Source organism: Intestinimonas massiliensis (ex Afouda et al. 2020), assembly GCF_001244995.1.
Taxonomy (GTDB): Bacteria; Bacillota; Clostridia; order Oscillospirales; family Oscillospiraceae; genus Intestinimonas; species Intestinimonas massiliensis.
On record NZ_LN869528.1, the window covers coordinates 63,612 to 88,022 of the forward strand.

General features: G+C 63.9%; 18 protein-coding genes. 10 read left to right on the top strand and 8 right to left on the bottom strand.

Features of this window, described 5'->3' with window-relative positions; all coding sequences use genetic code 11:
- Position 1 precedes the first annotated feature (1 nt).
- The 4 genes from BN2154_RS00425 to BN2154_RS00440 all read left to right on the top strand — a co-directional run bounded on the left by BN2154_RS00425 (position 2) and on the right by BN2154_RS00440 (position 3,779).
- Positions 2 to 1,048, top strand: a complete 1,047-nt coding sequence (locus BN2154_RS00425) for an ABC transporter ATP-binding protein (RefSeq protein ID WP_050616917.1) — start codon at positions 2 to 4, stop codon at positions 1,046 to 1,048.
- A complete protein-coding gene (locus BN2154_RS00430) occupies positions 1,038 to 1,976 on the top strand; it encodes an ATP-binding cassette domain-containing protein (protein WP_050616918.1) in 939 nt (312 codons plus the stop codon). Before BN2154_RS00425 ends, BN2154_RS00430 begins: the two co-directional genes overlap by 11 nt.
- A gap of 73 nt (positions 1,977 to 2,049) precedes the next feature.
- A complete protein-coding gene (locus BN2154_RS00435; RefSeq protein WP_050616919.1) occupies positions 2,050 to 2,964 on the top strand; it encodes a S66 peptidase family protein in 915 nt (304 codons plus the stop codon).
- Positions 2,961 to 3,779, top strand: a complete 819-nt coding sequence (locus tag BN2154_RS00440) for a C40 family peptidase (protein ID WP_050616920.1) — start codon at positions 2,961 to 2,963, stop codon at positions 3,777 to 3,779. Before BN2154_RS00435 ends, BN2154_RS00440 begins: the two co-directional genes overlap by 4 nt.
- Before the next feature lie 40 nt (positions 3,780 to 3,819).
- On the opposite strand, the gene BN2154_RS00445 is transcribed toward BN2154_RS00440, so the two are convergent.
- Together BN2154_RS00445 and BN2154_RS00450 are read right to left on the bottom strand one after the other, a co-directional pair.
- Complete coding sequence (locus BN2154_RS00445; RefSeq protein ID WP_050616921.1) at positions 3,820 to 5,664, bottom strand: M56 family metallopeptidase; 1,845 nt, start codon at positions 5,662 to 5,664, stop codon at positions 3,820 to 3,822.
- A 1-nt stretch (position 5,665) separates the two neighbouring features.
- The gene (locus BN2154_RS00450; RefSeq protein ID WP_242853654.1) at positions 5,666 to 6,061 is read right to left on the bottom strand and encodes a BlaI/MecI/CopY family transcriptional regulator; all 396 of its coding nucleotides are present in this window, start codon (positions 6,059 to 6,061) and stop codon (positions 5,666 to 5,668) included.
- Positions 6,062 to 6,285: 224 nt separating this feature from the next.
- Between BN2154_RS00450 and BN2154_RS15950 the strand changes: the two genes are divergently transcribed.
- A complete protein-coding gene (locus BN2154_RS15950) occupies positions 6,286 to 6,450 on the top strand; it encodes a hypothetical protein (RefSeq protein WP_195892277.1) in 165 nt (54 codons plus the stop codon).
- 224 nt (positions 6,451 to 6,674) lie between these two features.
- Here the strand turns inward: BN2154_RS15950 and BN2154_RS00455 are convergent, their stop codons facing one another.
- From BN2154_RS00455 to BN2154_RS00480, 6 genes are all read right to left on the bottom strand, one after another.
- A complete protein-coding gene (locus BN2154_RS00455; protein ID WP_050616922.1) occupies positions 6,675 to 9,107 on the bottom strand; it encodes a glycogen/starch/alpha-glucan phosphorylase in 2,433 nt (810 codons plus the stop codon).
- A 137-nt stretch (positions 9,108 to 9,244) separates the two neighbouring features.
- Positions 9,245 to 10,978 (bottom strand): glycogen synthase GlgA, encoded by a 1,734-nt coding sequence (glgA, locus tag BN2154_RS00460; RefSeq protein WP_050616923.1) that lies wholly within the window; start codon positions 10,976 to 10,978, stop codon positions 9,245 to 9,247.
- Between the two features lie 87 nt (positions 10,979 to 11,065).
- Positions 11,066 to 12,184 (bottom strand): glucose-1-phosphate adenylyltransferase subunit GlgD, encoded by a 1,119-nt coding sequence (glgD, locus tag BN2154_RS00465; RefSeq protein WP_050616924.1) that lies wholly within the window; start codon positions 12,182 to 12,184, stop codon positions 11,066 to 11,068.
- Entirely contained in the window at positions 12,181 to 13,395 is a 1,215-nt protein-coding gene (locus tag BN2154_RS00470; RefSeq protein ID WP_094762285.1) for a glucose-1-phosphate adenylyltransferase, read from the bottom strand. The genes glgD and BN2154_RS00470 overlap by 4 nt, the downstream gene beginning before the upstream one ends.
- Positions 13,396 to 13,453: 58 nt before the next feature.
- Positions 13,454 to 15,610, bottom strand: coding sequence for a 1,4-alpha-glucan branching protein GlgB (gene glgB, locus BN2154_RS00475; protein ID WP_050616925.1), 2,157 nt, complete (start codon positions 15,608 to 15,610; stop codon positions 13,454 to 13,456).
- A gap of 268 nt (positions 15,611 to 15,878) precedes the next feature.
- Positions 15,879 to 17,009, bottom strand: a complete 1,131-nt coding sequence (locus tag BN2154_RS00480) for a D-alanyl-D-alanine carboxypeptidase family protein (protein ID WP_050616926.1) — start codon at positions 17,007 to 17,009, stop codon at positions 15,879 to 15,881.
- Between the two features lie 276 nt (positions 17,010 to 17,285).
- Here BN2154_RS00480 and hrcA point away from each other — a divergent pair, with 276 nt between their 5' ends.
- From hrcA to BN2154_RS00505, 5 genes are all read left to right on the top strand, one after another.
- Complete coding sequence (hrcA, locus tag BN2154_RS00485) at positions 17,286 to 18,350, top strand: heat-inducible transcriptional repressor HrcA (protein WP_050616927.1); 1,065 nt, start codon at positions 17,286 to 17,288, stop codon at positions 18,348 to 18,350.
- Positions 18,351 to 18,367: 17 nt separating this feature from the next.
- Positions 18,368 to 18,934 carry a nucleotide exchange factor GrpE gene (grpE, locus tag BN2154_RS00490; RefSeq protein WP_050616928.1) on the top strand — a complete coding sequence of 189 codons (567 nt, stop codon included), beginning with the start codon at positions 18,368 to 18,370 and terminating at the stop codon, positions 18,932 to 18,934.
- Positions 18,935 to 19,023: 89 nt separating this feature from the next.
- Positions 19,024 to 20,892 carry a molecular chaperone DnaK gene (dnaK, locus tag BN2154_RS00495; RefSeq protein WP_050616929.1) on the top strand — a complete coding sequence of 623 codons (1,869 nt, stop codon included), beginning with the start codon at positions 19,024 to 19,026 and terminating at the stop codon, positions 20,890 to 20,892.
- Positions 20,893 to 21,051: 159 nt separating this feature from the next.
- Positions 21,052 to 22,227, top strand: coding sequence for a molecular chaperone DnaJ (dnaJ, locus tag BN2154_RS00500; RefSeq protein WP_050617574.1), 1,176 nt, complete (start codon positions 21,052 to 21,054; stop codon positions 22,225 to 22,227).
- Positions 22,228 to 22,290: 63 nt separating this feature from the next.
- Positions 22,291 to 24,399 carry a phospholipid carrier-dependent glycosyltransferase gene (locus tag BN2154_RS00505; RefSeq protein WP_094762286.1) on the top strand — a complete coding sequence of 703 codons (2,109 nt, stop codon included), beginning with the start codon at positions 22,291 to 22,293 and terminating at the stop codon, positions 24,397 to 24,399.
- Positions 24,400 to 24,411 lie beyond the last annotated feature (12 nt).

The following is a 24,411-nucleotide window of genomic DNA, read 5'->3' on the forward strand; positions in this document are numbered from 1 at the left end:
TATGGAACGAGACGTCATTCTCTCCGTCCGCGACCTGGACGTGAAGTTTACCCTCCGGGGCCGCGTCCTCCACGCCATCCGCGGGGTCTCCCTGGACGTATACCGGGGAGAATCCCTGGCCATCGTGGGGGAATCCGGCTCCGGCAAGAGCGTGTTTACCAAGACCTTCATGGGCCTCACCGACCAAAACGGCTATATTGACGCAGGCTCCATCCTCTACGACGGCAAGGACCTGGCCGCTTATCAGGGTGAAAAGCAGTGGCGGACCATCCGGGGGGGCGAGATCGCCATGGTCCTCCAGGATCCCATGACCTCTCTGAACCCCCTCAAGACCATTGGCAGGCAGATCGAGGAGGCCGTGATCCTCCACCAGCACCTGCGGGGGGCCGAGGCCCGCCGGGCGGTGCTGGAGACGCTGTCCGACGTGGGCATCGACGATCCGGAGCGGCGGTACAAGCAGTACCCCCACGAGTTCTCCGGCGGCATGCGGCAGCGGGTGGTCATCGCCATCGCCGTGGCCTGCCGGCCCAAGATCCTCATCTGCGACGAGCCCACCACTGCCCTGGACGTGACCATCCAGGCCCAGATCCTGGACCTCATCAAGCAGCTTCAGAAGAAGCTGGAGCTGACCACCATCTATATCACCCACGACCTGGGCGTAGTGGCCAATGTGGCCGACCGCATCGCCGTCATGTACGCCGGGGACATCGTGGAGGTGGGCTCCTGCGAGGAGGTCTTTTACGATCCCAAGCACCCTTATACCTGGGCGCTGCTGTCCTCCCTGCCCCAGCTCGGCGTAAAGGGCGAGCCCCTCTATTCCATCGCGGGCACGCCCCCCAACCTCTTCTATGAGGTCCACGGGGACGCCTTCGCCCCCCGCAATCCCCAGGCGCTGAAGATCGACTTTGAGCTCCGCCCGCCCTATTTTGACGTGTCCCCCACCCACCGGGCCCGCACCTGGCTGCTGGACCCCAGAGCCCCCAGGGTGGAGCCGCCCGAACACATCCGCGTCCTGAGGGAACAGGGGGTGAAGCTCCATGTCCAATAACCGGCGGGAAAAGCTGCTGGAGGTTCAAAATCTCTCCGTCACCTTTGGCAGCAAGCGCGCCCCCTTCCGGGCCGTGGACGATGTGTCCTTCCACATCTACAAGGGCGAGACCTTCGGCCTGGTGGGGGAGTCCGGCTCCGGCAAAACCACCATCGGCCGCTCCATCATCCGCATCAACCCCATCTCCGGTGGTGCGGTGCTCTACAAGGGGGAGCGCATCAGCGGCAGGATCAGCCGGGAGATGGACCGCAAGGTCACCCGGAGCATCCAGATGATCTTCCAGGACCCCATGGCCTCCCTAAACGAGCGGGCCAAGGTCTCCTACATCGTCTCCGAAGGGCTCTATGCGGGCGGTCATCGCCTGACCGAGGCGGAAAAGCAGGAGAAGGTGGCCAAGGCTCTCAGCGACGTGGGCCTGCTACCCGAGTTCGCCAGCCGCTTCCCCCACGAGTTCTCCGGCGGTCAGCGCCAGCGCATCGGCATCGCCCGGGCCCTCATCATGGACCCGGAATTCATCATCGCCGACGAGCCCATCTCCGCCCTGGACGTGTCCATCCGGGCCCAGGTGCTCAACCTGATGGGGCAGCTCCAGAAGGAGCGGGGGCTCACGTATCTGTTCATCGCCCACGACCTGAGCGTGGTCCGCTTCATCTCCGACCGCATCGCCGTCATCCACAAGGGCAAGCTGGTGGAGCTGGCCGAGTCGGAGCAGCTCTTCGCCCACCCCCTGCACCCCTACACCCGGGCGCTGCTGTCCGCCATACCCATGCCGGACCCGGCGTCGGAAAAGGGCAAAAAGCTCCTGGTCTATGACCCCTCCTGTCACGACTATACCCAGGACGGGCCGGTATGGTCCGAGCTGGAGCCCGGCCACTTTGTGCTGGGCAACCAGCGGGAGCTGGACGCCTATCGGAAGATGCTCCTGTAACGGAATTTTGCCGATTGCCGCACCATATCCTTGTGGTGCGGCAATCCGTCTGTGTATCATTGAGGTGATCGCTATGTTTACGCCCGCCCCTCTCTTCCCCGGCGCCCGGGTCGCCCTGCTCTGCACCTCCTCGGCGGTGCCGGACGGGCGGCTGGCGCCCGCCGTGGCCGCCGTCCGCTCCCTGGGCCTGGAGCCGGTGATCTACCCCTCCTGCACCGAGCTCCACGGCTACTTTTCCGGCGACGACGCCCGCCGGGCCGCCGATCTGAACGCCGCCTTTGCCGACGAGTCCATCGACGGCATCCTGTGCGCCCGGGGCGGCTACGGGGCTCACCGCCTGCTGCCTCTGCTGGACTTCGACGTCATCGCCGCCCACCCCAAGTTTTTTTCGGGCTACAGTGACGTGACCGCCCTGCACACCGCCTTCCAGCAGGAGTGCGGCTTCGTCACCTATCACACCATCATGCCCACCACCGAATACTACCAGCCGGTGGACTGCTACTCCATGGACTACCTACGGCGGGCCCTCTTCGGCTGCCTCACGGGCCCCCTTTGCAACCCGCCCGACCAGCCGCCGGTGACCCTGGCGGGCGGGCGGGTCACCGCCCCTCTGTGCGGCGGCAATCTGTCCCTGCTGGCCGCCTCCCTGGGCACCCCCTGGGAGATTGACACCCGGGGCAAAATCCTCTTCTTGGAGGACATCGGGGAAAAGACCTACCGCATCGACGGGATGCTCACCCAACTCCGCAACGCCGGAAAATTGGACGACTGCGCCGGGGTGCTGCTGGGCGCCTGGACCGACTGCCCGCCGGAAGACCCCGACCGGACCCTGCTGCTGCCGGATCTCTTCCGGGAGCTCATTCTCCCGGCGGGCAAGCCCACTCTGGCCGGCCTGGCCTGCGGCCATGTACTGCCCACCATGGCCCTGCCCCTGGGAGCGACGCTCACACTGGATGCCGACGCCGGCACATTGGAGGTAATCGCATGAAAGCCCTGATCAACGCACCCATCTGTCCCCTGATGACCCGCCCCTCCCGCCAGTGCGAGCTGGGAGACGAGGCCCTCTTCGGCATGGCCGTGGAGGTGCTGGAAGAGACCCTGCCCGGCTGGTATCGGGTCCGCACCCCCTACCGCTATGAGGACTACGCCCCGGCGGACTGTCTTCTCTTCGGCGAGCACAACGTCCAGCGGTGGCTCTCCCTGCCCAAGCGGGTGGTCCTCAAGTCCATCTGCGACGTGCTCTCCGGCCCCGCTGTGGCCTGCTTCCCTCTGGTCACCCTGACCCGGGGTGCGCTGGTGGCCCCGGTTCGGGAGCCCGATGAAAAGGGCTGGGTCCGGGTGGAGCTGCCCGACGGCCGCGAGGGCTATACAAAGAGTAGTTTTTTGGGCGAATATTATGAAAAGCCCGCCTTTGACCAGGAGGACGCTCTGCGCAGCGCCATCGTCAACTCGGCTCTGAGCTATCTGGGCACCCACTACCGCTGGGGTGGCAAGACCCCCATGGGCATCGACTGCTCCGGCCTGGCCTCCATGGCCTACCTGCTCAACGGGGTGGTCATCTGGCGGGACGCCAGCATCAAGGAGGGCTTTCCTCTGCACGAGATCCCCCGGGAGCGGATGAAGCCCGGCGACCTGCTCTTCTTCCCCGGCCACGTGGCGGTGTATATCGGCGGCGGTGAGTTTGTCCACTCCACCGCCTTCCCCGGCAGCGACGGAGTGGTGCTCAACAGTCTGGACCCCGGCCATCCCCGTTACCGGCTGGACCTGGACAAGGGCATGACTGCGGTGGGCAGCCTCTTCTAAGGAAAACGCGGGACGCGCAGCAGCGCGTCCCGCGTTTTGTCTACCGATCCTCCCAGCGCTTCTCCATAGCCTCGTCCCGCTGGATGCGCACCGCCCGGCCGTCCTCCATCTCCACGGTCAACCCCATCCAGGGCGGCGTTTGGGAGGATACCTCAGTGGCCATCCGAAGGCCCTGGCCCGGGTGGACGGTGCTCCGCCCCCACCGGGTCTGGAAGCCTACGTACTCCGCGTCCTCCGCAACGGGCACAGCGTACAGGGCCAGGCCCTCCGCCACCCGCTCCCGGCTGTGGTCGTAAAAATACCACACGCCCTTCGCCTCATCGTAGCCGTCGGCCTCCAGCACGGCCAGAGAGTCCGGCGGGCCCAGCCGATCGCCAGTGGAGGAGGGCCCCACACTGTAGAGCACCATGTGGTAGACCCCGTCGGACAGAGCGCTCCCGTCGGCGCGATACGCCGCCGTCATGGGAAAGGTCCGCTCACTCCCCGCCCCGTCAGTCACCCGGAGGGTGCAGGCGGGGTCCCTGGCCACCGCGGTCCGGAGCTCCTCCTCGGCAGCCGTATTCCGCCCGGTGCGAAACCGGACCGAGCCATGGCGCAGATCCTCGCCCAACTCGTCGGGCTGCCCGTCAAAGGGCGTCACCCCCACCGCTTCCAGCAGAGGGCTGTCCCGGTCGAACAGGAGCTGATAGTGCAGGGTGTCCGCCGTGACCTCCACCCCCTGCCCCTCCTCCCGCGCGTCCAGGAAAGCGTATTCCAGGTCAAACTGAAACCAGTTGATGCCCATGCCGTCCGGGCCGGTATAGGTCAGGGTCAGGCTCTGGGGCTCAAAGCGCTCCAGCGGGGTCCGGGGCTCCCCCGTCTCCTGGACCGGCGGGGTCTGGGGGAGCGCCGCCGTCCGGCAGGCCCCCAGCCCGCCCGCCAGCGCTACGGCGGTACACAGCACGGCCAGGGCCGCCCGTCCCGGCCGCTTGGGACCGCCGTCCATTACGGCTCGGAGCCGCCGTTTCAGCGCCCGCTTCTCCCCGGAAAACGAGGTGGTCAGCGCGGGGGCCGACATGCTCACTGCCCGGAGCAGCACCCGGCCGTAGGCCCGGCGTTCCTCCAGGCTCCGGCCCTGGAGGACCTGGGCGTCACAGGCCATCTCCACGTCCCGCTCCGCCACCCGCCGCATGCCCCATACCAGAGGATTGAACCAGTGGATGGCATTGGCCAGCACCAACAGGAGCTGGAACCACAGGTCCCGCCGCCGGGCGTGGGTATATTCGTGCAGCAGGGCCGCCTCCTCCGCCCCGCCGGTCGGCGTTACAATGACCGGACGGAGCCAGCCCATCAGCAGGGGCGTCCCCACCAGGCCACACTCCAACAGCGGGATTCCGCCATACGTCCCCGCGGGACGGCTCCAGCGCCGTATGCGGCGCCGGAACGCCCGGCAGTGCAGAATCTGATCCCCCAAAAACAGGAGAGCCCCCGCGCCCCACAGGAACGCCAGCAGCCATTCGGCGGGGATGCGCCGCACCTCGACCACGGGGGCGGCGTCTTCCCCTCCGGAGCCCGCGGGCCCATCCTCCGTCCGGACCACCCGCTCCATCGAAGGGGCCCCAGCCGCTGCCGGGCTGGTGTTCCAGGACCACCGGGTGGGGCCGGCCTTTGGTGACACCTGACGCTCCACCCGCACCGCCGCCCGGGGCGCTTCCAGCACCACCGGGGCCTGGGCCAGGCTCAGATTGAACGGCAGACACAGTCGCAGTGCCACCGCCAGCCAGGCCCAGCACCGCCACTGGGGCACAAATTGGCGCTCCAGCACCCGGCTTAGCGCCAGCAAAACGGCGATGACCACCGCCATGGCCAGGGAGACCTCCGCCAGCATGGATAAAAACTGCTCCATCCTATTCCCTCCGCTCCGCCGGCTCCCCTCGCCTCTCCTGCAGCAGCGCCTCCAGCTCCGCCAGATCCTCCCGGCCAACGGCCCGGCTGTCCATCAGGGCCGCCACCAGAGAGGGCAGGGACCCGCCGTGGAGCCGCTCCAGAAAGGATCGGCTTTCCAGGGCCAGATAGTCCTGGCGGGACACCAGGGGGTGGTACAAATTGGCCCTTCCCGCCTTTTCCCGCCCTACAAAGCCCCGTTCCTCCAGGCGGGAGAGCAGCTTGAGCAGAGTGGCGGTCTGCCAGTGCCGCCCCGACAGCCCCGCCATCAGTTCCCCGGAGGAAACGGGATAGGCTTTCTGCCCCCACAGGGCCTGCATGACCTCCAGCTCCGCGTCGGGCAGCCGCTGTAAGCTCACTCAACTCCCCTCCTCTCTTTCGAGACAGTTGTCTCTTCCTTTTTATTTTACATTTGTCTCATGGACTTGTCAAGAAAAACGTGACGTGCTTTTGGTGAATTGCGGAAACCAAAACAACATCTGCATGACACAGATTGACACATTGAAAACAATCTCCAGGGTATTTCGAGGAAAGCGGATGCTCTTTGGGATGGGCGCCTGGTAATCAACCATCTACGCTCCGGATGGGGCGGTGGCCCGCCCTGGCCGGGGTGTCACTGGACTATGGAGTGCTGTGCGGCTGCGGAGTGGGCATGGCCTACACTGCCCTATGCCTGGGCCTTCTCCCCCTGGACGCAGTACCGGGGGTGGAAAACGCTCCGGCTGAGCCGTGCAGAGCGGTCGGATGATACCGTCAGGCCCGACATGTAACAGGCAAGCGGGCGCTTGACAAAAATTTTATGCAGAGTTTTCTAAAGATTGTATGGAAGTACATTGAACCGCCCGACCTGACCCCGGCCCTACTCCGGGCATTTTTCCCGAGAATGGCGCAAAAGAACAACAGCATGACACCGCGGTGTCATGCTGTTGTTCAACAAAGACAAAAGTATCTTTACCCGATCCGGGCGCTTCTTTACGGTTTGACCGGCACATGCCAAATGTCCCGGGCGTAGTCCCGGATGGAGCGGTCGGCGGCAAAGATGCCGGACCGGGCAATGTTGATGAGGGCCATACGGCTCCAATCTTTGGGATCCAGGTACGCCTGCCCCGCCCGGGCCTGGGCGTCCCGATAGCTGGCAAAGTCGGCCAGGAGCATATACTCGTCGGCGGGCGCTCCGTTGCCGAAGAGAAGCCGGTTGGTCAGATCCGTATAGGCCACGCCGTCGTCGAAGCCCCGGGCGATCTGGTCGATCACCGCCTTGAGGGCCGCGTCCTGCATGTAATACTCGTAGGAGCGGTAACCTCTGGCCTTCTTTTCCGCCACCTCGTCGGCCTTGAGGCCGAACAGGAAGATGTTCTCGTCCCCCACCTGCTGGTGCATCTCCACGTTGGCCCCGTCCAGGGTGCCGATGGTCAGCGCGCCGTTCATCATGAACTTCATATTGCCCGTGCCGCTGGCCTCCTTACCGGCGGTGGAAATCTGCTCGGAGAGCTCGGAGGCGGGCATCAGCTTTTCCGCCAGGGAGACCCGGTAATTTTCCAGGAACACCACCTGGAGCCGGTCCCGGCACACCGGATCGGCATTGATGGTGGCGGACAGGGAGTTGATCAGGTGGATGATCTGCTTGGCCACGGCGTAGCCGGGGGCGGCCTTGGCTCCGAAAAGGTACACCCGGGGGGTAAACTGGAAGTTGGGGTCGGCCTTGAGCCGCTGGTACAGATAGGTGATGTGCAGCACGTTCAGGAGCTGGCGCTTATACTCGTGCAGCCGCTTGACCTGCACGTCGAACATGGCATCGGTATTGAGGATGATGCCGGTCTCACGGGCCACATAGTTGGCAAAGGCGCGCTTGTTCTCCGCCTTGATATCGGCCAGGCGCTTGAGTACGCTGGGGTCGTCCCGGTATTTCTCCAGCTTCTGAACGGCGTCGGGGCGGAGCAGGTAGTCGTCCCCGCCGCAGCATTCCCAGATCAGCGCGTCCAGCGCGGGGTTGATCTCGGACAGCCAGCGCCGGTGGTCGATGCCGTTGGTAACGTTCTTGAACTTGCCTGGGTTCTGGGTATAGGCGTCGTGGAAGACGTCCTTTTTCAGGATCTCCGAGTGAAGCGCGGACACCCCATTGACGGCGAAACAGGCGCAGATGCACAGGTTGGCCATACGGACCTCGCCGCCCCAGATCACCGCCATGTCCCGCACCTTGGCCTGGTCGCCGTGAAACGCCTCGTTGAGCTGGGCCTGATAGCGATTGCTGATCTCGATCAGAAGCTGCCAGATGCGGGGCAGCAGGGTCTCGATGAGCTGCTGGGGCCAGCGCTCCAGGGCCTCGGAGAGAATGGTGTGGTTGGTGTAGGCCACGGTGTGGGTGACGATGTGCCACGCCTCGTCCCAGCCGTAGCCCTCCTGGTCCAGCAGGATGCGCATGAGCTCAGGGATGACCAGGGTGGGGTGGGTGTCGTTGATCTGAATGACGTGCTTTTCATGGAAATTGCGCAGGGTGCCGTACTCCGCCTTGTGCTTGCGGCAGATGGACTGAACGGTGGCGGAGACGAAGAAATACTGCTGCTTGAGCCGCAGGGACTTGCCCTCGTAGTGGTTGTCCTCGGGGTAGAGCACCTTGGCGATGACCTCGGCCATGGCCTGCTGCTCCACCGCCTTCAGATACTGGCCGGTGGAGAAGAGCTTCATATCCACCGGGTCGGGGCTCTTGGCGTCCCACAGCCGCAGGACGTTGGTGTGCTCGGTGCCGTAACCGGCGATCTCCATGTCCCGGGGGATGGCCAATACGTCGGTGCCGCCCTCGTACGCCACCCGGTGGCCTCCGTTCTCGTCCCAGACGTCCTTGACCTGGCCGCCAAAGTGGACCTTTTCCGTCTCATCCACCTTGGGGATGAGCCAGGCGTCGCCCACAGGCAGCCAGTTGTCGGCCAGCTCCACCTGCTGGCCGTCGATGATCTTCTGCTTAAAGATGCCCAATTCATAGCAGATGGTATAGCCGGTGGCTGGGATCTCCAGGGTGGTCATAGAGTCCAGATAGCAGGCGGCCAGGCGGCCCAGGCCCCCGTTGCCCAGCCCGGCGTCGGGCTCGATTTCAAAGAGGTCGGGAGCGGAGAAGCCCAAATCCTCGATGGCCCCCTTCAGTTCCTCCAGAATGCCCAAGTTGTAGGCGTTTTTCATCAGAGAGCGGCCCATCAGAAACTCCAGGGACAGGTAGTGGATCTGGCGGGCGTGGGTGCGCTGCACCTTGTCCTCGGTCTTGAGCTGCCGGGCTGACATGATGTCCCGCAGCACCATGGCGCAGGCCTTGAACATATGAATGGCGGTGGCCTCGTCCACGTCACGGCCGAAGTTCCGGCGCAGCTTGCCGATGATGAGTTCTTCCAAATCTTTCTTTGTATACTCTGGCATGGTTTGGTTGTCTCCTATTCAGACAGATTGGACGCGGAGCGGCCCCCAGACCGCTCCGCGTCCATGGATGGCTTACCTGTTTGCGGGCCAAGTGTATCACAGGGACACGCCGGCTGTCAACCGTCCGACCGGACGCCTCAGCCCTCCGGCTTATCTGGCTCCGCCTGCCCGGCCGCGGGCTTTTTTGCCGCGGACTTCCGGGCCACCGGCTTTTTCCCAGCGGCCTTTTCCGCCTTGGCCGCCGACTTGCGGGCAGCGGGCTTGCGGGCGGCGGGCTTTTTCGCCGCAGACTTTTGGGGCGCAGGCTCCCCCGTGGTCTGAGGCGCTTGTGCAGACAGCTCCTCTGCCGGAACGGGCGCAGCCTCCGCGAGATCCGCGGGGACGGCCGGCTGAGCCACGGGCTCCGGCTCCGCTGCGGCTGCAGGCTCCGGCCGGGGCAGGCCGGTGATGGAACAGTAGATATCCTCATACTCCCGGGCGGGACCGTCCCAGCTGAAGTCGGCGGTCATCCCCGCGATCTGGAGCTTTTTCCAGGCCTCCTGATTCTGATGGTACAGGTCCACGGCCTCGCGGATGACCCACACCATATCGTGGGCGTTGATGTCCGCAAAGGAGAAGCCCCGGCCCTCGCCGGCGTCCCAGCGGTAGGGAGGTACGGTGTCCTTCAGGCCCCCGGTCTCCCGCACCACGGGTACGGTGCCGTAGCGCATGGCGATCATCTGGCTCAGGCCGCAGGGCTCGGAGATGGAGGGCATGAGGAAGATGTCCGCGCCGCCGTAGATGGCGGTGGACAGGGCGGCGGAATACTGGATGCGGGCGGCAAAGCGGCTGGGGTACTGGCTCTCGGCGTGACGGAACGCCTCCTCATAGTTCCACTCGCCGGTGCCCAGCACCACCATCTGCACATCCATCCCCATGATCTCATGGATGGCGGCGGTAACCAGGTCGAAGCCCTTGTGCTTCACCAGGCGGGAAATGCAGGCGATGATGGGCACGTTGGGGTCCTCCCGCAGGCCCACCGCCTGCTGCAGGGCCGCCTTGCAGGCCTTTTTCCCCTCCAGGTTCCCGGCGGAATAGCACATCGCCAGGCCCTTGTCCTGAGCCGGGTCGTACAGGCCGGTATCCAGGCCGTTGAGAATGCCCCGCATCTTATACCCGTTGTGGGCGATCACACCCTCCAGCCCGTGGGCGTAGAAGGGGTACTGCAGCTCGCCGGCATAGGTGGGAGAGACCGTGGTCACATAGTCGGCGGCGAAGATGGCCCCCTTCATCAGGTTCACGTCCCCGTAATAGGCCAGCATATGCTCATTCATATAGCCCTTGTTCAGGCCCAGCAGGTCCTCCAGGACCTGATCGCCGTAGCGGCCCTGGTATTCGATGTTGTGAATGGTAAAGACGCTCTTGGTGCCGCGGAGCTCCCAGACCCGCTCCCGCTCCTCCAGCAGGTAGATGGGCACCAGTGCGGTCTGCCAGTCGTTGCAGTGGATCACGTCGGGGTGCCAGTCCAGGTGGGCGGGGGTCTCCACAATGGCCCGGGAGAAGTAGGTGAACCGCTCGCCGTCGTCGTAATGGCCGTAGATGGCGGCCCGCTTGAAGTAGTATTCGTTGTCCACGAACAGATAGCTCACGTTGTCCCGCCGCAGCTCGAACAGACCGCAGTAGGGGTTCCGCCAAGCCACCCGCACGTTGAAGTGCAGGAGGAACTTCATCTGTTTCCTCCACTCCGGACCGATGCCCTCGTAGAGGGGGAGGATGACCTTCACGTCATGGCCCTGAGCGGCCAGATGCTTGGGGAGAGAGCCGGCCACGTCGGCCAGTCCGCCTGTCTTGATAAAGGGGGCTACCTCGGAAGCCGCAAACAGTATATTCATTTGGAACGCTCCTTTCCATCCGGCCAACTTTGGCGGCCGGTCTGCCGCAGTACGCGTGGCTTCATTGCTCTCGCGCTGCCTTTTATCCTATACCACGGCATTCTTTGCAATGGCCAGGGGATACGTTTCGTGACCCATAAGCATCCTGCCCTGGTTCACCCGCACATTTTTATCCGTGATGGCATACTTCAGGACGGCGTCCTGGTGGATGACCGACCCCTGCATCAGAATGCAGTTCTGAATTTTGGCCCCCTTCTCGATGCGGACGCCCCGGAACACGATGGAGTTGACCACCTCGCCCTCGATGATGCAGCCGTCGGCCACCAGGGAGTTGACCGCCCGGGAGCCGGGGCCGTAGTAGGTAGAGGGGTCGGAGCGGTCCTTGGTCTTGATGGGTCGGGCCGGGTCGAAGAGCTGAGCGCGCACCACCGGGTCCAGCAGCTCCATGCTCCGTGCGTAGTAGCCGGACACCGACTGGAGCCGGGCGGCATAGCCGCTGTAGCTGTAGGCGCGGATCTTCAGCTTATCCGCCATGGACAGCAGCACCCCCTGACTGAAGGAGGGGATGTTGTGGGCGGTGCAGTGCTCCACCAGGCTGATCAGCAGGGCCTTGGACATGATGTAGACCTCCATGGACTCCAGCCCCGCCGGATACACCGGCTGCACCGCTACATCGGTGACCCAGCCGTCGGCGTCCACGGTAAAATAGTCGGAGTTCTGGGGGTCGCCCCGGGGGACGGGGGTACACACCGCCGTGATGTCCGCCCCGCACCGCAGATGCTCCTCGAAGATCTCACCCAGGGGCAGGTTGACCGCCACGTCGCCGCCGGCCAGTACCACATAGTCCTGACGGATCTTTTCCAGATAGGAGTATACGCCGCCCAGGGCGTCCATGCGGCCCCGGTAGTCCCCCTCCCGGCGCTTGTCGGCGTAGCCGAAGGGGGGTAAGATGCGCAGGCCGCCGTGCTTACGGCTCAGGTCCCAGTCCTTGCCGGAACCCACATGGTCCAGCAGGGACTGATAGTTGGCGTGGACGATCAGTCCTACGTCGGTGATGCCGGCGTTGACCATGTTGGAGAGCATGAAGTCCACCACGCGGTAGCGGCCGCCATAGGGGATGGAGCAGGTGTTCCGGTGCTGGGAGAGCTCCCGGAGCTGGGGGTTCGAGCGGTAGGCAAAAATGATCCCATGCATCTTGTTCATCATCTTACACCTCCGCTTTTCACGTTACGGGTAACCATGGACTTGGCGGGGATCCTGGCCCCGTCCCCCACCTTGATGCCCTCGGCTACCACGGCGATGCCCCATTCCTCGGGCTTGTCGTCCTCCGGCGGCGCGCCCACCCGGGCGCCCTCGCCGATAACGGCGTTTTCCGCCACGATGGCGTATTCCACCACCGCTCCGGCCTTGACCACCGCGCCGGGCATCAGGATGGAGTACTTGACCTGGGCGCCCTCCTCCACCCGTACCGAGTGGAACAGCACCGAATTCTCCACCTCGCCGTAGACCTCGCAGCCTCCGGTAACCATGGAGTGGGACACCACGGCCTTGGAGCCCATAAAGTGGGGCGGCTTGGTGGGCGTGCGGGCGTAGATGGGCCACGTGGGGTCAAAAAGCTGCACCCCGCTGTCCACCGCCAGCATATCCATGTTGGCGTCCCACAGGGAATCAATGGTGCCCACGTCCTTCCAGTAGCCGGAAAATCGGTAGGCGGCCATCCGCTCCCCCGCCGCCAGCATGGCGGGAATGATGTTCTTGCCGAAGTCGTTGGAGGACTTCTCGTCGGCCTCGTCGGCCACCAGATACTCACGCAGCTGCTTCCAGCTAAAGATGTAGATCCCCATGGAGGCCAGATTGCTCTTGGGCTTTTTGGGCTTCTCCTCAAATTCATAGATCATGTCGTGCTCGTCCACGTTCATGATGCCGAAGCGGGGGGCCTCCTCCATGGGGACCTCCATCACCGAGATGGTGCAGGCCGCCCCCGCCGCCTTGTGCCGCTCCAGCATCTTCTCGTAGTCCATCTTATAGACGTGGTCACCGGAGAGGATCAGGACATAGTCGGGGTCGTACAGGGAAATGAAGCCGATGTTCTGGTAGATGGCGTTGGCCGTCCCCTTGTACCAGGTGCCCTTGTCCCCCTCCTTGACGTAGGGGGGCAGGATGTGGACGCCACCGTCGGAACGGTCCAGGTCCCAGGGCTGGCCGTTTCCAATGTAGCTGTTGAGTTCCAGGGGCTGATACTGGGTGAGGACGCCGACAGTGTCGATGCCGGAATTCACACAGTTGGACAGGGGAAAGTCGATGATCCGGAACTTGCCCCCGAAGGGGACGGCTGGCTTGGCCACCTTGCTGGTGAGGGCCTTCAGCCGGCTGCCCTGGCCTCCCGCCAGGAGCATGGCCACACATGTCTTCTTCATTCTATCACCTCTTGGTTGAAGTGGGGAGATCGTTCTTCCCATTCCCTGGGGGCTGGGTTCAGGAGTCCTTCTCCGGCTTGACGGCCGGGACAGGCGAGCGCTTCCGCACCGCGGGCTTGGCCGTCGGAGTCCTGACCGCCGGAGCGGCGGCCTGCTCCCGGACGGCGGGGGGCGCTTTTTTCTCCCGCACCGCGGGCTTGGCCGCCCGTTTCTTCACCGCCGGCGCGGGGGCCTTTTCCCGAATGGCCGGCTTGTCTGCCGGGTCCTTCCGGGCCGGAAGGCTCTCCGCCTTCTTCCGGCGGGGCGGGAACTTCCGGGTACAGCGATACACCACCGCGCTCATGGGCGGCAACGTGAGCACGAGAGACTGGCCACGGCCGTGGCAGGGAACGTACTCGCTCTTTACCGGAGCCTTGTCCCCCCGGCCCTGTCCGCCGTATGCCTCGTCGTCGGTATTGAAGATGCAGGTATACTGCCCCGCGGCAGGTACGCCGATGCGGTAGCCCGTCCGGTCCACCGGGGAGAAGTTGCACACCACCACCAGAGCGCCGCCCTTCTTGTCCCGGCGCACGAAGGCCACGGTGTCGGCCTGGTTGTCGTCAGCCTGAATCCACTCGAAGCCCTCCCAGGAGAAATCCAGCTCCCACAGCTCTTTGTGCTCCAGGTAGAAGGCGTTGGCCGCCTTGAAAAAGGTCTGGGTCTTCCGGTTTTCCTCGTTGGCCAGCAGGTGCCAGTCCAGGGACTGCTCAAAATGCCACTCGTTCCACTGGCCGAACTCGCTGCCCATCATCAGCAGCTTCTTCCCCGGGTGGGTGAGCATGTAGGCGTAAAACGCCCGCACGCCGGCAAACTGCTCGGCATAGGTCCCCGGCATCTTGTTGAGAAAAGAGCCCTTCATATGCACCACCTCGTCATGGGAGAGGGGTAAGATGAAGTTCTCCGAAAAGGCGTACATCAGCGAGAAGGTGATGTCCTTATGGTTGAACTGCCGGAAATAGGGGTCCATCTTCATATAGTGGGTGATGTCGTTCATCCACCCCATGTTCCATTTCAGGTTGAAGCCCAGCCCGCCCTCGCTGACCGGGTGGGACACCAGGGGCCAGGCGGTGGACTCCTCGGCGATCATCAGTACGTCGTCGTGCTGGCCGAAAATCCGGGTGTTGAGCTGCTGGATGAAGTCCACGGCCTCCAGATTCTCGTTGCCGCCGTGGATGTTGGGGGTCCACTGTCCCCCCTGGCGGCCGTAGTCCAGGTAGAGCATGGAGGCCACCGCGTCCACCCGCAGGCCGTCGATGTGGAACATCTCCAGCCAGAACAGGGCGGAGGAGTACAGGAAGGAGCGGACCTCATTCTTGCCGTAGTCGAACACCCGGGTGCCCCAGTCGGCGTGCTCCCCCTTGCGCATGTCGGTGTACTCGTAGCAGGGCTGGCCGTCGAACTCGTACAGGCCGAAGGCGTCCTTGGGGAAGTGGGCCGGGACCCAGTCCAGAATGACGCCCACCCCGGCCTGATGGAGCTGGTCCACCAGATACATGAAGTCCTTAGGGGTGCCGAAGCGGCTGGTGGCAGCGAAGTAGCCGGTGCACTGATAGCCCCAGGAGTCATCCAGGGGGTGCTCGGTGACGGGCATCAGCTCCACGTGGGTGAAGCCCATCTCCTTGACATAGGGCACCAGGTACTCGGCTATGTCCCGGTAAGAGAGGAACTCCCCCTCCCCCGTCCGGCGCCAGGACCCCAGGTGGACCTCATAGATGTTGAGGGGCTTTTGGTAGATTGGATTTTTCTTCCGCCAGTCCAGCCAGCCCCTGTCCCCCCACTCATAGCCTCCCAGTTCATAGAGCTTGGAGGCGGTACCGGGCCGGGTCTCAGCGTGAAAGGCGTAAGGATCGGCCTTAAACAGCATCCGGCCGTCCGGCGTCTCCACGGCGTACTTGTAGAGGTCGTACTCCCGGAGCCCGGGGATAAAGCCCTCCCAGACGCCCCCCTCCATCTGCTCCAAGGGGTGGCAGCCGGGGACCCACTGGTTGAAATCGCCCACCACCGACACGGCCGCCGCATGGGGCGCCCAGACCCGGAAGACATGTCCCGTCTGCCCCTCGCGCTCCGCTGTGTGGGCGCCCATGTATTCCCAGGCCCGGATGGCCTGGCCGTCGGTGTATTCCTTTATATGTTGTGCCAGCTCCGGGGCGGACCCGGTCCACTGCTCCTGCTCCATAAGGCTTCCCCATTTCTTTGGTATTATTATCCAAATACCCGAAGCAGTTCCTCCTCTTGGTTGTAAATGATACTAATTGATGGAATTTTTTCTTCGGGTATTTGTATAAATTATACAACACCTTTTGATGTCAGTCAAGGTCTAGCCCCCACCCTTCCTATAAAATTTCTGTAAGGTCCCAGAAAGGGATTCGTACAAAATAACCGGCCGCCCATTCCGTAAAAGGGAACGGGCGGCCGGCGGCGTATGGGGGGACAAAGCCCCGGGGCTATCCGGCCATAAACAGGATGTCTAGGAATCGCTTAAAGATGCCGGGCATGGTCAGGCGCTCCACAGCCTGGTCAGCCACAATGGGGATGGTCTGCTGCTCCACACCAGATACCGAGACCACCATCTCTCCCAGCTTCTGTCCGACCTCCACAGGGGCCTCCACCCGCTCGGTGAGGCGCAGCTCGGTGGTGACGTTGTTGAGCTCGGCCTTGTCGATCAGAATACGGCCGGACTGGGCCAGCACGGGCTGGACGGTGGAGCACTCGCCCAGGGCCACCTCCACCGGCGGCAGCGCCTGGTCAGGGTGGACGTCCAGGAGGGTATAGTTGGCGAAGCCGAAGTTCAGGAGGGCCTTGGCGCCTTCAAACCGTTTTTCCGAGGTAGGGCACTTCATCACCACGGCAATGAGCTCCATGCCGTCCCGCTCGGCGGTGGCCGACAGGCAGTAGAGGGCGGAATCGGTGAAGCCGGTCTTGAGGCCGGTGGCCCCTTCATAGAACCGGATGAGCTTGTTGGTGTTGGCGAGCTGGAACTGGCCGTCCCGGACGGAGTCCATCCAGATGGTGGTGAACTCCCGGATGCCGGGGTGGGCCAGGAGCGCCCGGGACATGACGGCGATGTCGTAGGCGGAGGTCAGGTGGCCGGCGGCGGGCAGTCCGGTGCAGTTGATAAAGGTAGTATCGGCCATGCCCAGCTCCGCCGCCCGGCGGTTCATCCGCTCCACAAAACCCTCCTCGCTGCCGGCAATGTGCTCGGCCAGGGCCACTGCGGCGTCGTTGCCCGACACCACCGCCACCGCCTTGAGCATATCATGGACGGTCATCTGCTCCCCCTCCTTCAGGTAGACCTGGGAGCCGCCCATGGAGGCCGCCTGGGCGGAAACCGTGACCATATCCTCCATCTTGAGCCGCCCGTCGTCGATGGCCTCCATTACCAGCAGCAGGGTCATGACCTTGGTGACGCTGGCGGGCTCCAGCTTGTCGTGGGCATTCGCTTCGTAGAGCACCGTGCCGGTCTCCTTCTCCATCAGGATGGCGGAACCGGCTTCCACCGCCGGTCCACCGGAGACGGCGGCGGCGGGCAGGATCAGCAGAACGGCGGCCACCAGGGCCGCGGCGCATTTTTTCATCGGGATCTCCCTCCATGTTCATCTTCTATGGAAAAGGATGTGAAAATCTCCCTTGTTCTATGCGGGCAGCCACCTGCGAAAATTTCCCTGCGCCCCTGCGGTGTTTTGGCAATCCAGCCCCACTTTTGCAAACATTTTTAGCGTTCACATTTAATTTACAACCTTCCTATTGACTTTTCCCCGGGGCGGTGGTAGATTTACATTAGCACTCAGGGATAATGAGTGCTAAAAGAGGCGCGATGGCGCTTCCGATTTTAAAAAGAAGGTGAGCGCGGTATGGATCTGAGCGACCGGAAGAAGAAAATCCTCCGCGCCATCATCGAAAACTACATTGAGACGGCGGAGCCGGTGGGCTCCAAGGCCATCGCCTCTCTGCCGGGACTGAACGTCTCGTCGGCCACCATCCGCAACGAGATGGCCGATCTGGAGGCCCTGGGCCTGCTGGAGCAGCCCCATACCTCCGCAGGACGCATCCCCTCTCCCAAGGGCTACCGCATCTACGTCAATGAACTGATGACCGACTACCGCCTGTCAGCGCAGGAGACCAAGCGGCTCAATGAGGCGCTGCACATGAAAATGCGGGAGTTGGACCAGGTCATCGATCAGGCCGGGCGGATCATTTCCCAACTCACCCGCTACCCCTCCTTTGCCCTGGCCGCCGGGGGCGACCGGATCACCATTCGGCGCTTCGACCTGCTGATGGTGGACCGCGACGCCTTCATCATTGTGGTCATGACCGACACCAACGTGGTACGCAACCGGCTGGTGCGCCTGCCCTCCGACCTGTCGGAGGCTCAGCTCCAGCTTTTGAACACCCTTCTCAACGCCACCTTTACCGGTCTGACGCTGGACGAGATCACCCCCGAGCTGATGCGGGTGGCCTCCCACGCGGCGGGCGAGGCCTACGGCCTCATCTCTCTGGTGGTCTCCTTCGCCGTGGAGGTGCTGGAGAGTCTGGAGCAGCGCACCGTCCACACGGCGGGCATTGCCAGCCTTTTGACCCACCCGGAGTACCACAGTCTGGACCGGGCGGCGCCGCTGATGACCTATCTGTCCGAGGACCGGGACGCCGCCCGCTTCCCCATGCCCGACAAGGACCCTATGGAGATCCTCATCGGGCCGGAGAACGTGGTGGACGCCCTGAAGGACACCAGCGTGGTAATGGCCAGCTACGACATCGGCGACGGCATGCGCGGCGTCGTGGGCGTTGTGGGTCCCACCCGTATGGATTACGCCAAGATTTCCGCCCGTCTTTCCTACTTTGCGGAGGGTCTCTCCCGCATGTTCGGCAAGGGCGGGCTTCCCCCCGCCGGGGAGGACCCCGAGCACGATGACCGATAGGAGGCCGAAAAATCATCATGAGCAAACGTGAAAAAGACCAGGAGCAGAAGGCCGCTCAGGCCGCGTCAGAGCACGCGGAGAGCGCCGAGGTCCCGGAGGATATCGTTCCGGAGGAGCCCGCCGCCGGAACCCAGGACCCGCTGCCGGAGGAGCTGGAGCATTTGAAAGCTTCCTTGTCCGCCAAGGAGGAGCAGTACCTCCGGCTGGCCGCCGAGTACGACAACTTCCGCAAGCGCAGCCAGAAGGAAAAGGAGAGCATCTACGCCGACGCCAAGGCCGACGCCCTCACCGCCTTCCTTCCCGTCTACGACAATCTGGAACGGGCCCTGAAGCAGGAGACCGCCGACGAGGCCTTCAAAAAGGGCGTAGAGATGACCATGACTCAGCTCCGGGAGATCCTGACTAAGCTGGGTATCTCGGAGATTCCCGCCCTGGGCGAGTCCTTCGATCCCAACCTCCACAACGCCGTCATGCATGTGGAGGACGAAGCGGCTGGCGAGAACACCATCGTGGATGTGTTCCAGGCTGGCTTCAAGCTGGGCGACAAGGTCATCCGGTTCGCCATGGTGAAGGTAGCCAACTGAGGCAGGCCGCCACGCCCCAACGCCCGGTTTTCGGCTTCTCCGCATTTCTTTTGTAAAAACCAATTTCTTGATTATTGGAGGAATATATTATGTCTAAGATCATCGGCATTGACCTGGGTACCACCAACTCCTGCGTGGCCGTCATGGAGGGCGGCGACGCCGTCGTCATCCCCAACGCGGAAGGCAACCGCACCACTCCGTCCGTGGTGGCCTTCTCCAAGGACGGCGAGCGCATGGTGGGCCAGGTGGCTAAGCGCCAGGCCATCACCAACCCCGACCGGACCATCAGCTCCATCAAGCGCGAGATGGGCTCTAGCTTTAAGGTGAGCATTGACGGCAAGAACTACACCCCACAGGAAATCTCCGCCATGGTGCTCCAGAAGCTGAAGGCCGACGCCGAGGCCTATCTGGGTCAGAGCGTCACCGAGGCCGTCATCACCGTCCCCGCCTACTTCACCGACGCTCAGCGCCAGGCCACCAAGGATGCCGGCCGCATCGCCGGTCTGGAAGTAAAGCGGATCATCAACGAGCCCACCGCCGCGGCCCTGGCCTACGGCATCGACAAGGAGTCCGACCAGAAGATCATGGTCTACGACCTGGGCGGCGGCACCTTCGACGTGTCCATCCTGGAGATCGGCGACGGCGTTATCGAGGTATTGGCCACCGCCGGCAACAACCGCCTGGGCGGCGACGACTTCGACAAGTGTGTCATGGACTGGATGGCCGCTGAATTCAAAAAGGACACCGGCATCGACCTCAGCGGCGACAAGGTGGCCATGCAGCGCCTGAAGGAGGCCGCCGAAAAGGCCAAGATCGAGCTGTCCGGCGTCACTTCCACTGCCATCAACCTGCCCTATATCACCGCCGACGCCACCGGCCCCAAGCATCTGGACCTGACCCTGACCCGGGCCAAGTTTGACCAGCTCACTGCCCATCTGGTGGAGGCCACCGCCGGCCCCGTCAAGCAGGCCATGGGCGACGCCGGCCTCTCTTCCGGCGAGCTGTCCAAGGTCCTGCTGGTGGGCGGCTCCAGCCGTATCCCCGCTGTGCAGGACATGGTGAAGAAGCTCACCGGCAAAGAGGGCTTCAAGGGCATCAACCCCGACGAGTGCGTGGCTATGGGCGCGGCGCTGCAGGGCGGCGTGCTGGTGGGCGACGTGAAGGGCCTGCTGCTGCTGGACGTCACCCCCCTTTCCCTGGGCATCGAGACCATGGGCGGCGTGATGACCAAGCTCATCGAGCGCAACACCACCATCCCCGCCAAGAAGAGCCAGACCTTTACCACCGCTGCCGACAACCAGACTTCCGTAGAGGTCCATGTGCTCCAGGGCGAGCGTGAGATGGCCCAGTACAACAAGACCCTGGGACGGTTCAACCTGGACGGCATCGCCCCGGCCCGCCGCGGCGTGCCTCAGATCGAGGTGACCTTCGACATCGACGCCAACGGCATCGTCAATGTCTCCGCCAAGGATCTGGGCACCGGCAAGGAGCAGCACATCACCATCACCTCCTCCACCAACATGTCCAAGGAGGACATCGACAAGGCCGTCAAGGAGGCCGAGCAGTTTGCCGCCGAGGACGCCAAGCGCAAGGAAGAGGTGGACGTGCGCAACCAGGGCGATCAGATGGTGTACCAGACCGAGAAGGTCATGGAGGACCTGAAGGACAAGATCGACGCGGGCGACAAGGCCACCCTGGACGCCGCCCTGGGCAAGCTGAAGGACGCCCTGAAGGGCACCGACGTGGAGGCCATCAAGACCGCCACCGAGGAGCTGAGCAAGGCCTTCTACCCCATCAGCGAGAAGCTGTACAACCAGGCGGGCGGCCCCCAGGCAGGCGCGGGCCCGGACATGGGCGGCGCGGGCTTTACCGGCGGCGCTTCCGCCGCCGGCGCGGACACCGACCCTAACGTGGTGGACGCCGATTACACCGTGGTGGACGGCGACGACAATCCGTAAATTTTGTATTTGCAGAGCCGCTGCTTGCAGCGGCTCTGCTACCCTGTATCCCAGGCCCGAAGCCCAGCGCGGCGGGTTTTGGGCGGAGAGGAGGAGCAAAGCGGCACCGCACGGAAGGGCGACGGTCGTTTCATGCGGCGCGGTCTTTGCGACGACGATATGGCTGATCAAAAACGAGATTACTATGAAGTCCTGGGCGTGTCTAAAGGCGTCTCGGACGATGAACTGAAAAAGGCCTACCGCAAGCTGGCCAAGCAGTACCACCCCGACCTCAACCCCGGCGACAAGACCGCCGAGGCCAAGTTCAAGGAGGTCAACGAGGCCTACGAGGTCCTGTCCGACAAGGACAAACGGGCCCGCTACGACCAGTTCGGCCACGCGGGTGTGGACCCCAACTTCGGCGCCGGCGGACCCGGCGGCGGCTTTGGCGGCGGCTTCGGCGGCTTCGACATGGGTGACATTGACCTGGGCGACCTGTTCGGCTCCTTCTTCGGCGGCGGCTTCGGCGGCGGAGGCGGAGGCGGCCGCAGCCGCAACGCCCCCCAGAAGGGAGAGACCATCCGGGCCGGGGTGACCATCACCTTCGAAGAGGCGGCCTTCGGCTGCGAGAAGGAGATCACCGTCACCCGCACGGAGCCCTGCGAGGAGTGCAAGGGCTCCGGCTGCGCCCCCGGCACCACGGCGGAGATCTGTCCCGACTGTCACGGCAGCGGCGTGGTCCGGATCCAGCGGGGAGGAGGCGGCTTCTCCTTCTCCACCACCGCGGCCTGCACCCGCTGCCGCGGTACCGGAAAGATCATCCACCAGCCCTGCAAATCCTGCGGCGGCGCGGGGAGCGTCCGGCGGCAGAAGAAGCTGTCCGTCACCATCCCGGCGGGCATCGACAACGGCCAGGCCGTCTCCCTGCGGGGGCAGGGCGGCGCGGGCAAAAACGGCGGGCCGGCGGGCGATCTGCTCATTGGCGTCACCGTCCAGCCCCACCCCATCTTCCGCCGGGACGGCACGTCGGTCTACATGGAACAGCCGGTCTCCTTCGCCCAGGCGGCCCTGGGGGCGGAGCTCCAGATTCCCACCATCGACGGCACGGTGAAATACTCCATGCCCGAGGGCACCCAGACCGGCACCACCTTCCGTCTGCGCGGCAAGGGCATTCCCAGCCTCAACGGCCGGGGCCGGGGCGACCAGTACGTCACCGTAAAGGTCCTGGTTCCCACCGGCCTGAGCCGGGCCCAGAAGGAGGCCCTGCATGCCTTTGCCGAGTCCATGGGGGAGGAAAAAGAGGACTCCGGTGATCCACTTAAGAATCTTTTTGACAAGAGAAGGAAAAAGAAATAAAATAGAGGACAGTCCATATGGACTGTCCTCTATTTTATTTCTACCGCTCTTCGGAGGTGTACCATGCCCGACCTGTTCCAGTCCGCGGCGGACCTTGTGAACCAATACGTCCTGCCCTACCTGTCCTGGACCCTGGTGTTCCCCCTGGGCACGCTGATCCTGGTCCTGCTGTTCTTTTTCTACTACTGGCACGCCCAGGCTCCCCGTCGGGACAGCCTGGAGTGGATTGCCATGCGGGAGCGGCGGCCCATGACCTTCTCCGCCAAACGGTATCCCATGGGGAAAAAGGACGCCCTGCCCCTGCTGCTGGTGACGGCGGCCTATGCCTGCACCGCCTTCTTCCAGTTGGGCAGCTTCACCAATCCCCAGTCCTTCCAGTCCTTTGACGAGACCGCCACCGTGGAATTCTCCCTGGACCGGACCGTCGCCCTGACCCGGCTGGGCTGGTACACCGGCCTGGGGACGGGAGACTACTCCCTGGAGGTCTCCGCCGACGGGCAAAGCTGGACCGCCCTTCAGGTCAGCGTGGACGAGGACAACAAATCCGCCTACGCCTGGACCCCGGTAGACCGGAACGCTCCGGCCGGCTCGGTCCGCTCCATCCACCAGAAGTACAACACCCTGTTCAAGTGGTATTTCATCGAGCCGGAGGGCGGCCCGGTCCAGGTCCGGTATCTGCGGCTCACCGGATTCCCCGGCAAGGCCCCCCTGGAGCTGGGCGAGCTGGCCCTCTACGACCAGGACGGAGTCCGGGCCGTCCCCGACGCCGTGGTGGCTGCCCAGCCCGCGCAGGCCGTCCCCTCCGCTGACCTGGCCCTCTTTGACGAGCAGGACACCGTTCCGGACAAATCCACCTGGTACAACTCCTCCTATTTTGACGAAATCTATCATCCCCGCACCGCCTATGAGCACATCCGGGGCATCGAGCCCTATGAGGTCTCTCACCCGCCCTTGGGCAAGCTCATCCTCTCGGTGGGGATCCGGCTGTTCGGCTTCACCCCCTTTGGCTGGCGGTTCATGGGCACCCTGTTCGGCGTGCTGATGCTCCCCATCCTCTACGTCTTCCTGAAAAACCTCTTCGGCAGGACCGCCATCGCCTTCTGCGGCACCACGCTGTTCGCCTTCGATTTCATGCACCTGGTGCAGACCCGCATCGCCACCATCGACACCTACGGGGTCTTTTTCATCCTGCTGGCCTACTTTTTCATGTACCGCTATCTCACCCTTCCCGCCGGGACCTCCTTCCGGGGCGGCGCCCTGCCGCTCTTCCTCTCCGGGCTGTTCTGGGGCATCGGGGCGGCCAGCAAGTGGACGGTGATCTATGCCGGGGCGGGCCTGGCCCTGCTCTACTTCCTGGGCGTGTGGTTCAAGTGGCGGGACCGCCCGGCGGACTTCCCCTTCGCCCCCTGGCTGGTCCAGACTCTGCTGTTTTCCGTGCTGTGCTGGGTGGTCATCCCGGTGATCATTTACACCCTGTCCTACTGGCCCTACGCCGCCGCCCGGGGCAACGACGGCGGGCTTCTCGACATGCTGGGCGAGCTGTTCTCCTGGCCCTTCGTCCAGCTTCCCCAGGTCCTGCGGGGCGAGCGGGAGCTCATCCTCAAGAGTTCCGCCAACCTGGTGGACGCCATGCTGGAGAACCAGAAGTTTATGTTCACTTACCACGTGGGCGTCACCGAGCACCACCCCTACGAGTCCCGCTGGTATCAGTGGCTCGTGGACGGCCGCCCCATCCTTTACTACCTAGACTCCACCTCGGTGCCCGGCTTCAAGGCGGCCTTCGCCTGCTTCAACAACCCGGTGGTGGCCTGGACGGGCCTGCTGTCGGTGGTCATCCTGGCGGTCCAGACGGTCCGCCGCCGCTGCGGTAAGGCCCTGTTCCTCCTGGTGGGCTATCTGTCCCAGCTTCTGCCCTGGTTCGCCATCGGCCGCATCACCTTCGCCTACCACTACTTCCCCTCCACCCTGTTTTTGGTGCTGGCCATCAGCTACGCCATGAACGACATGATGGAGCGGAAGGTGGGACGCTGGCAGTGGGCGGTCTACGGCATGACGGCCTTCTCCGTGGTCCTCTTCGCCGCCTTCTACCCCGTTCTCATCGGGCTGATGGTGCCCTCCTGGTATCCCACCCGCTTCCTGCGGTGGATTCCCGGCGGCGCCTGGCCCTTCTGAGCGTATATCCCA

Coding starts and splice junctions, on each gene's coding strand:
- BN2154_RS00425 (WP_050616917.1), top strand. CDS start 2: ATGGAACGAGACGTCATTCTCTCCGTCCGCGACCTGGACGTGAAGTTT.
- BN2154_RS00430 (WP_050616918.1), top strand. CDS start 1,038: ATGTCCAATAACCGGCGGGAAAAGCTGCTGGAGGTTCAAAATCTCTCC.
- BN2154_RS00435 (WP_050616919.1), top strand. CDS start 2,050: ATGTTTACGCCCGCCCCTCTCTTCCCCGGCGCCCGGGTCGCCCTGCTC.
- BN2154_RS00440 (WP_050616920.1), top strand. CDS start 2,961: ATGAAAGCCCTGATCAACGCACCCATCTGTCCCCTGATGACCCGCCCC.
- BN2154_RS00445 (WP_050616921.1), bottom strand. CDS start 5,664: ATGGAGCAGTTTTTATCCATGCTGGCGGAGGTCTCCCTGGCCATGGCG.
- BN2154_RS15950 (WP_195892277.1), top strand. CDS start 6,286: ATGGGGCGGTGGCCCGCCCTGGCCGGGGTGTCACTGGACTATGGAGTG.
- BN2154_RS00455 (WP_050616922.1), bottom strand. CDS start 9,107: ATGCCAGAGTATACAAAGAAAGATTTGGAAGAACTCATCATCGGCAAG.
- glgA (WP_050616923.1), bottom strand. CDS start 10,978: ATGAATATACTGTTTGCGGCTTCCGAGGTAGCCCCCTTTATCAAGACA.
- glgD (WP_050616924.1), bottom strand. CDS start 12,184: ATGATGAACAAGATGCATGGGATCATTTTTGCCTACCGCTCGAACCCC.
- BN2154_RS00470 (WP_094762285.1), bottom strand. CDS start 13,395: ATGAAGAAGACATGTGTGGCCATGCTCCTGGCGGGAGGCCAGGGCAGC.
- glgB (WP_050616925.1), bottom strand. CDS start 15,610: ATGGAGCAGGAGCAGTGGACCGGGTCCGCCCCGGAGCTGGCACAACAT.
- BN2154_RS00480 (WP_050616926.1), bottom strand. CDS start 17,009: ATGAAAAAATGCGCCGCGGCCCTGGTGGCCGCCGTTCTGCTGATCCTG.
- hrcA (WP_050616927.1), top strand. CDS start 17,286: ATGGATCTGAGCGACCGGAAGAAGAAAATCCTCCGCGCCATCATCGAA.
- grpE (WP_050616928.1), top strand. CDS start 18,368: ATGAGCAAACGTGAAAAAGACCAGGAGCAGAAGGCCGCTCAGGCCGCG.
- dnaK (WP_050616929.1), top strand. CDS start 19,024: ATGTCTAAGATCATCGGCATTGACCTGGGTACCACCAACTCCTGCGTG.
- dnaJ (WP_050617574.1), top strand. CDS start 21,052: ATGGCTGATCAAAAACGAGATTACTATGAAGTCCTGGGCGTGTCTAAA.
- BN2154_RS00505 (WP_094762286.1), top strand. CDS start 22,291: ATGCCCGACCTGTTCCAGTCCGCGGCGGACCTTGTGAACCAATACGTC.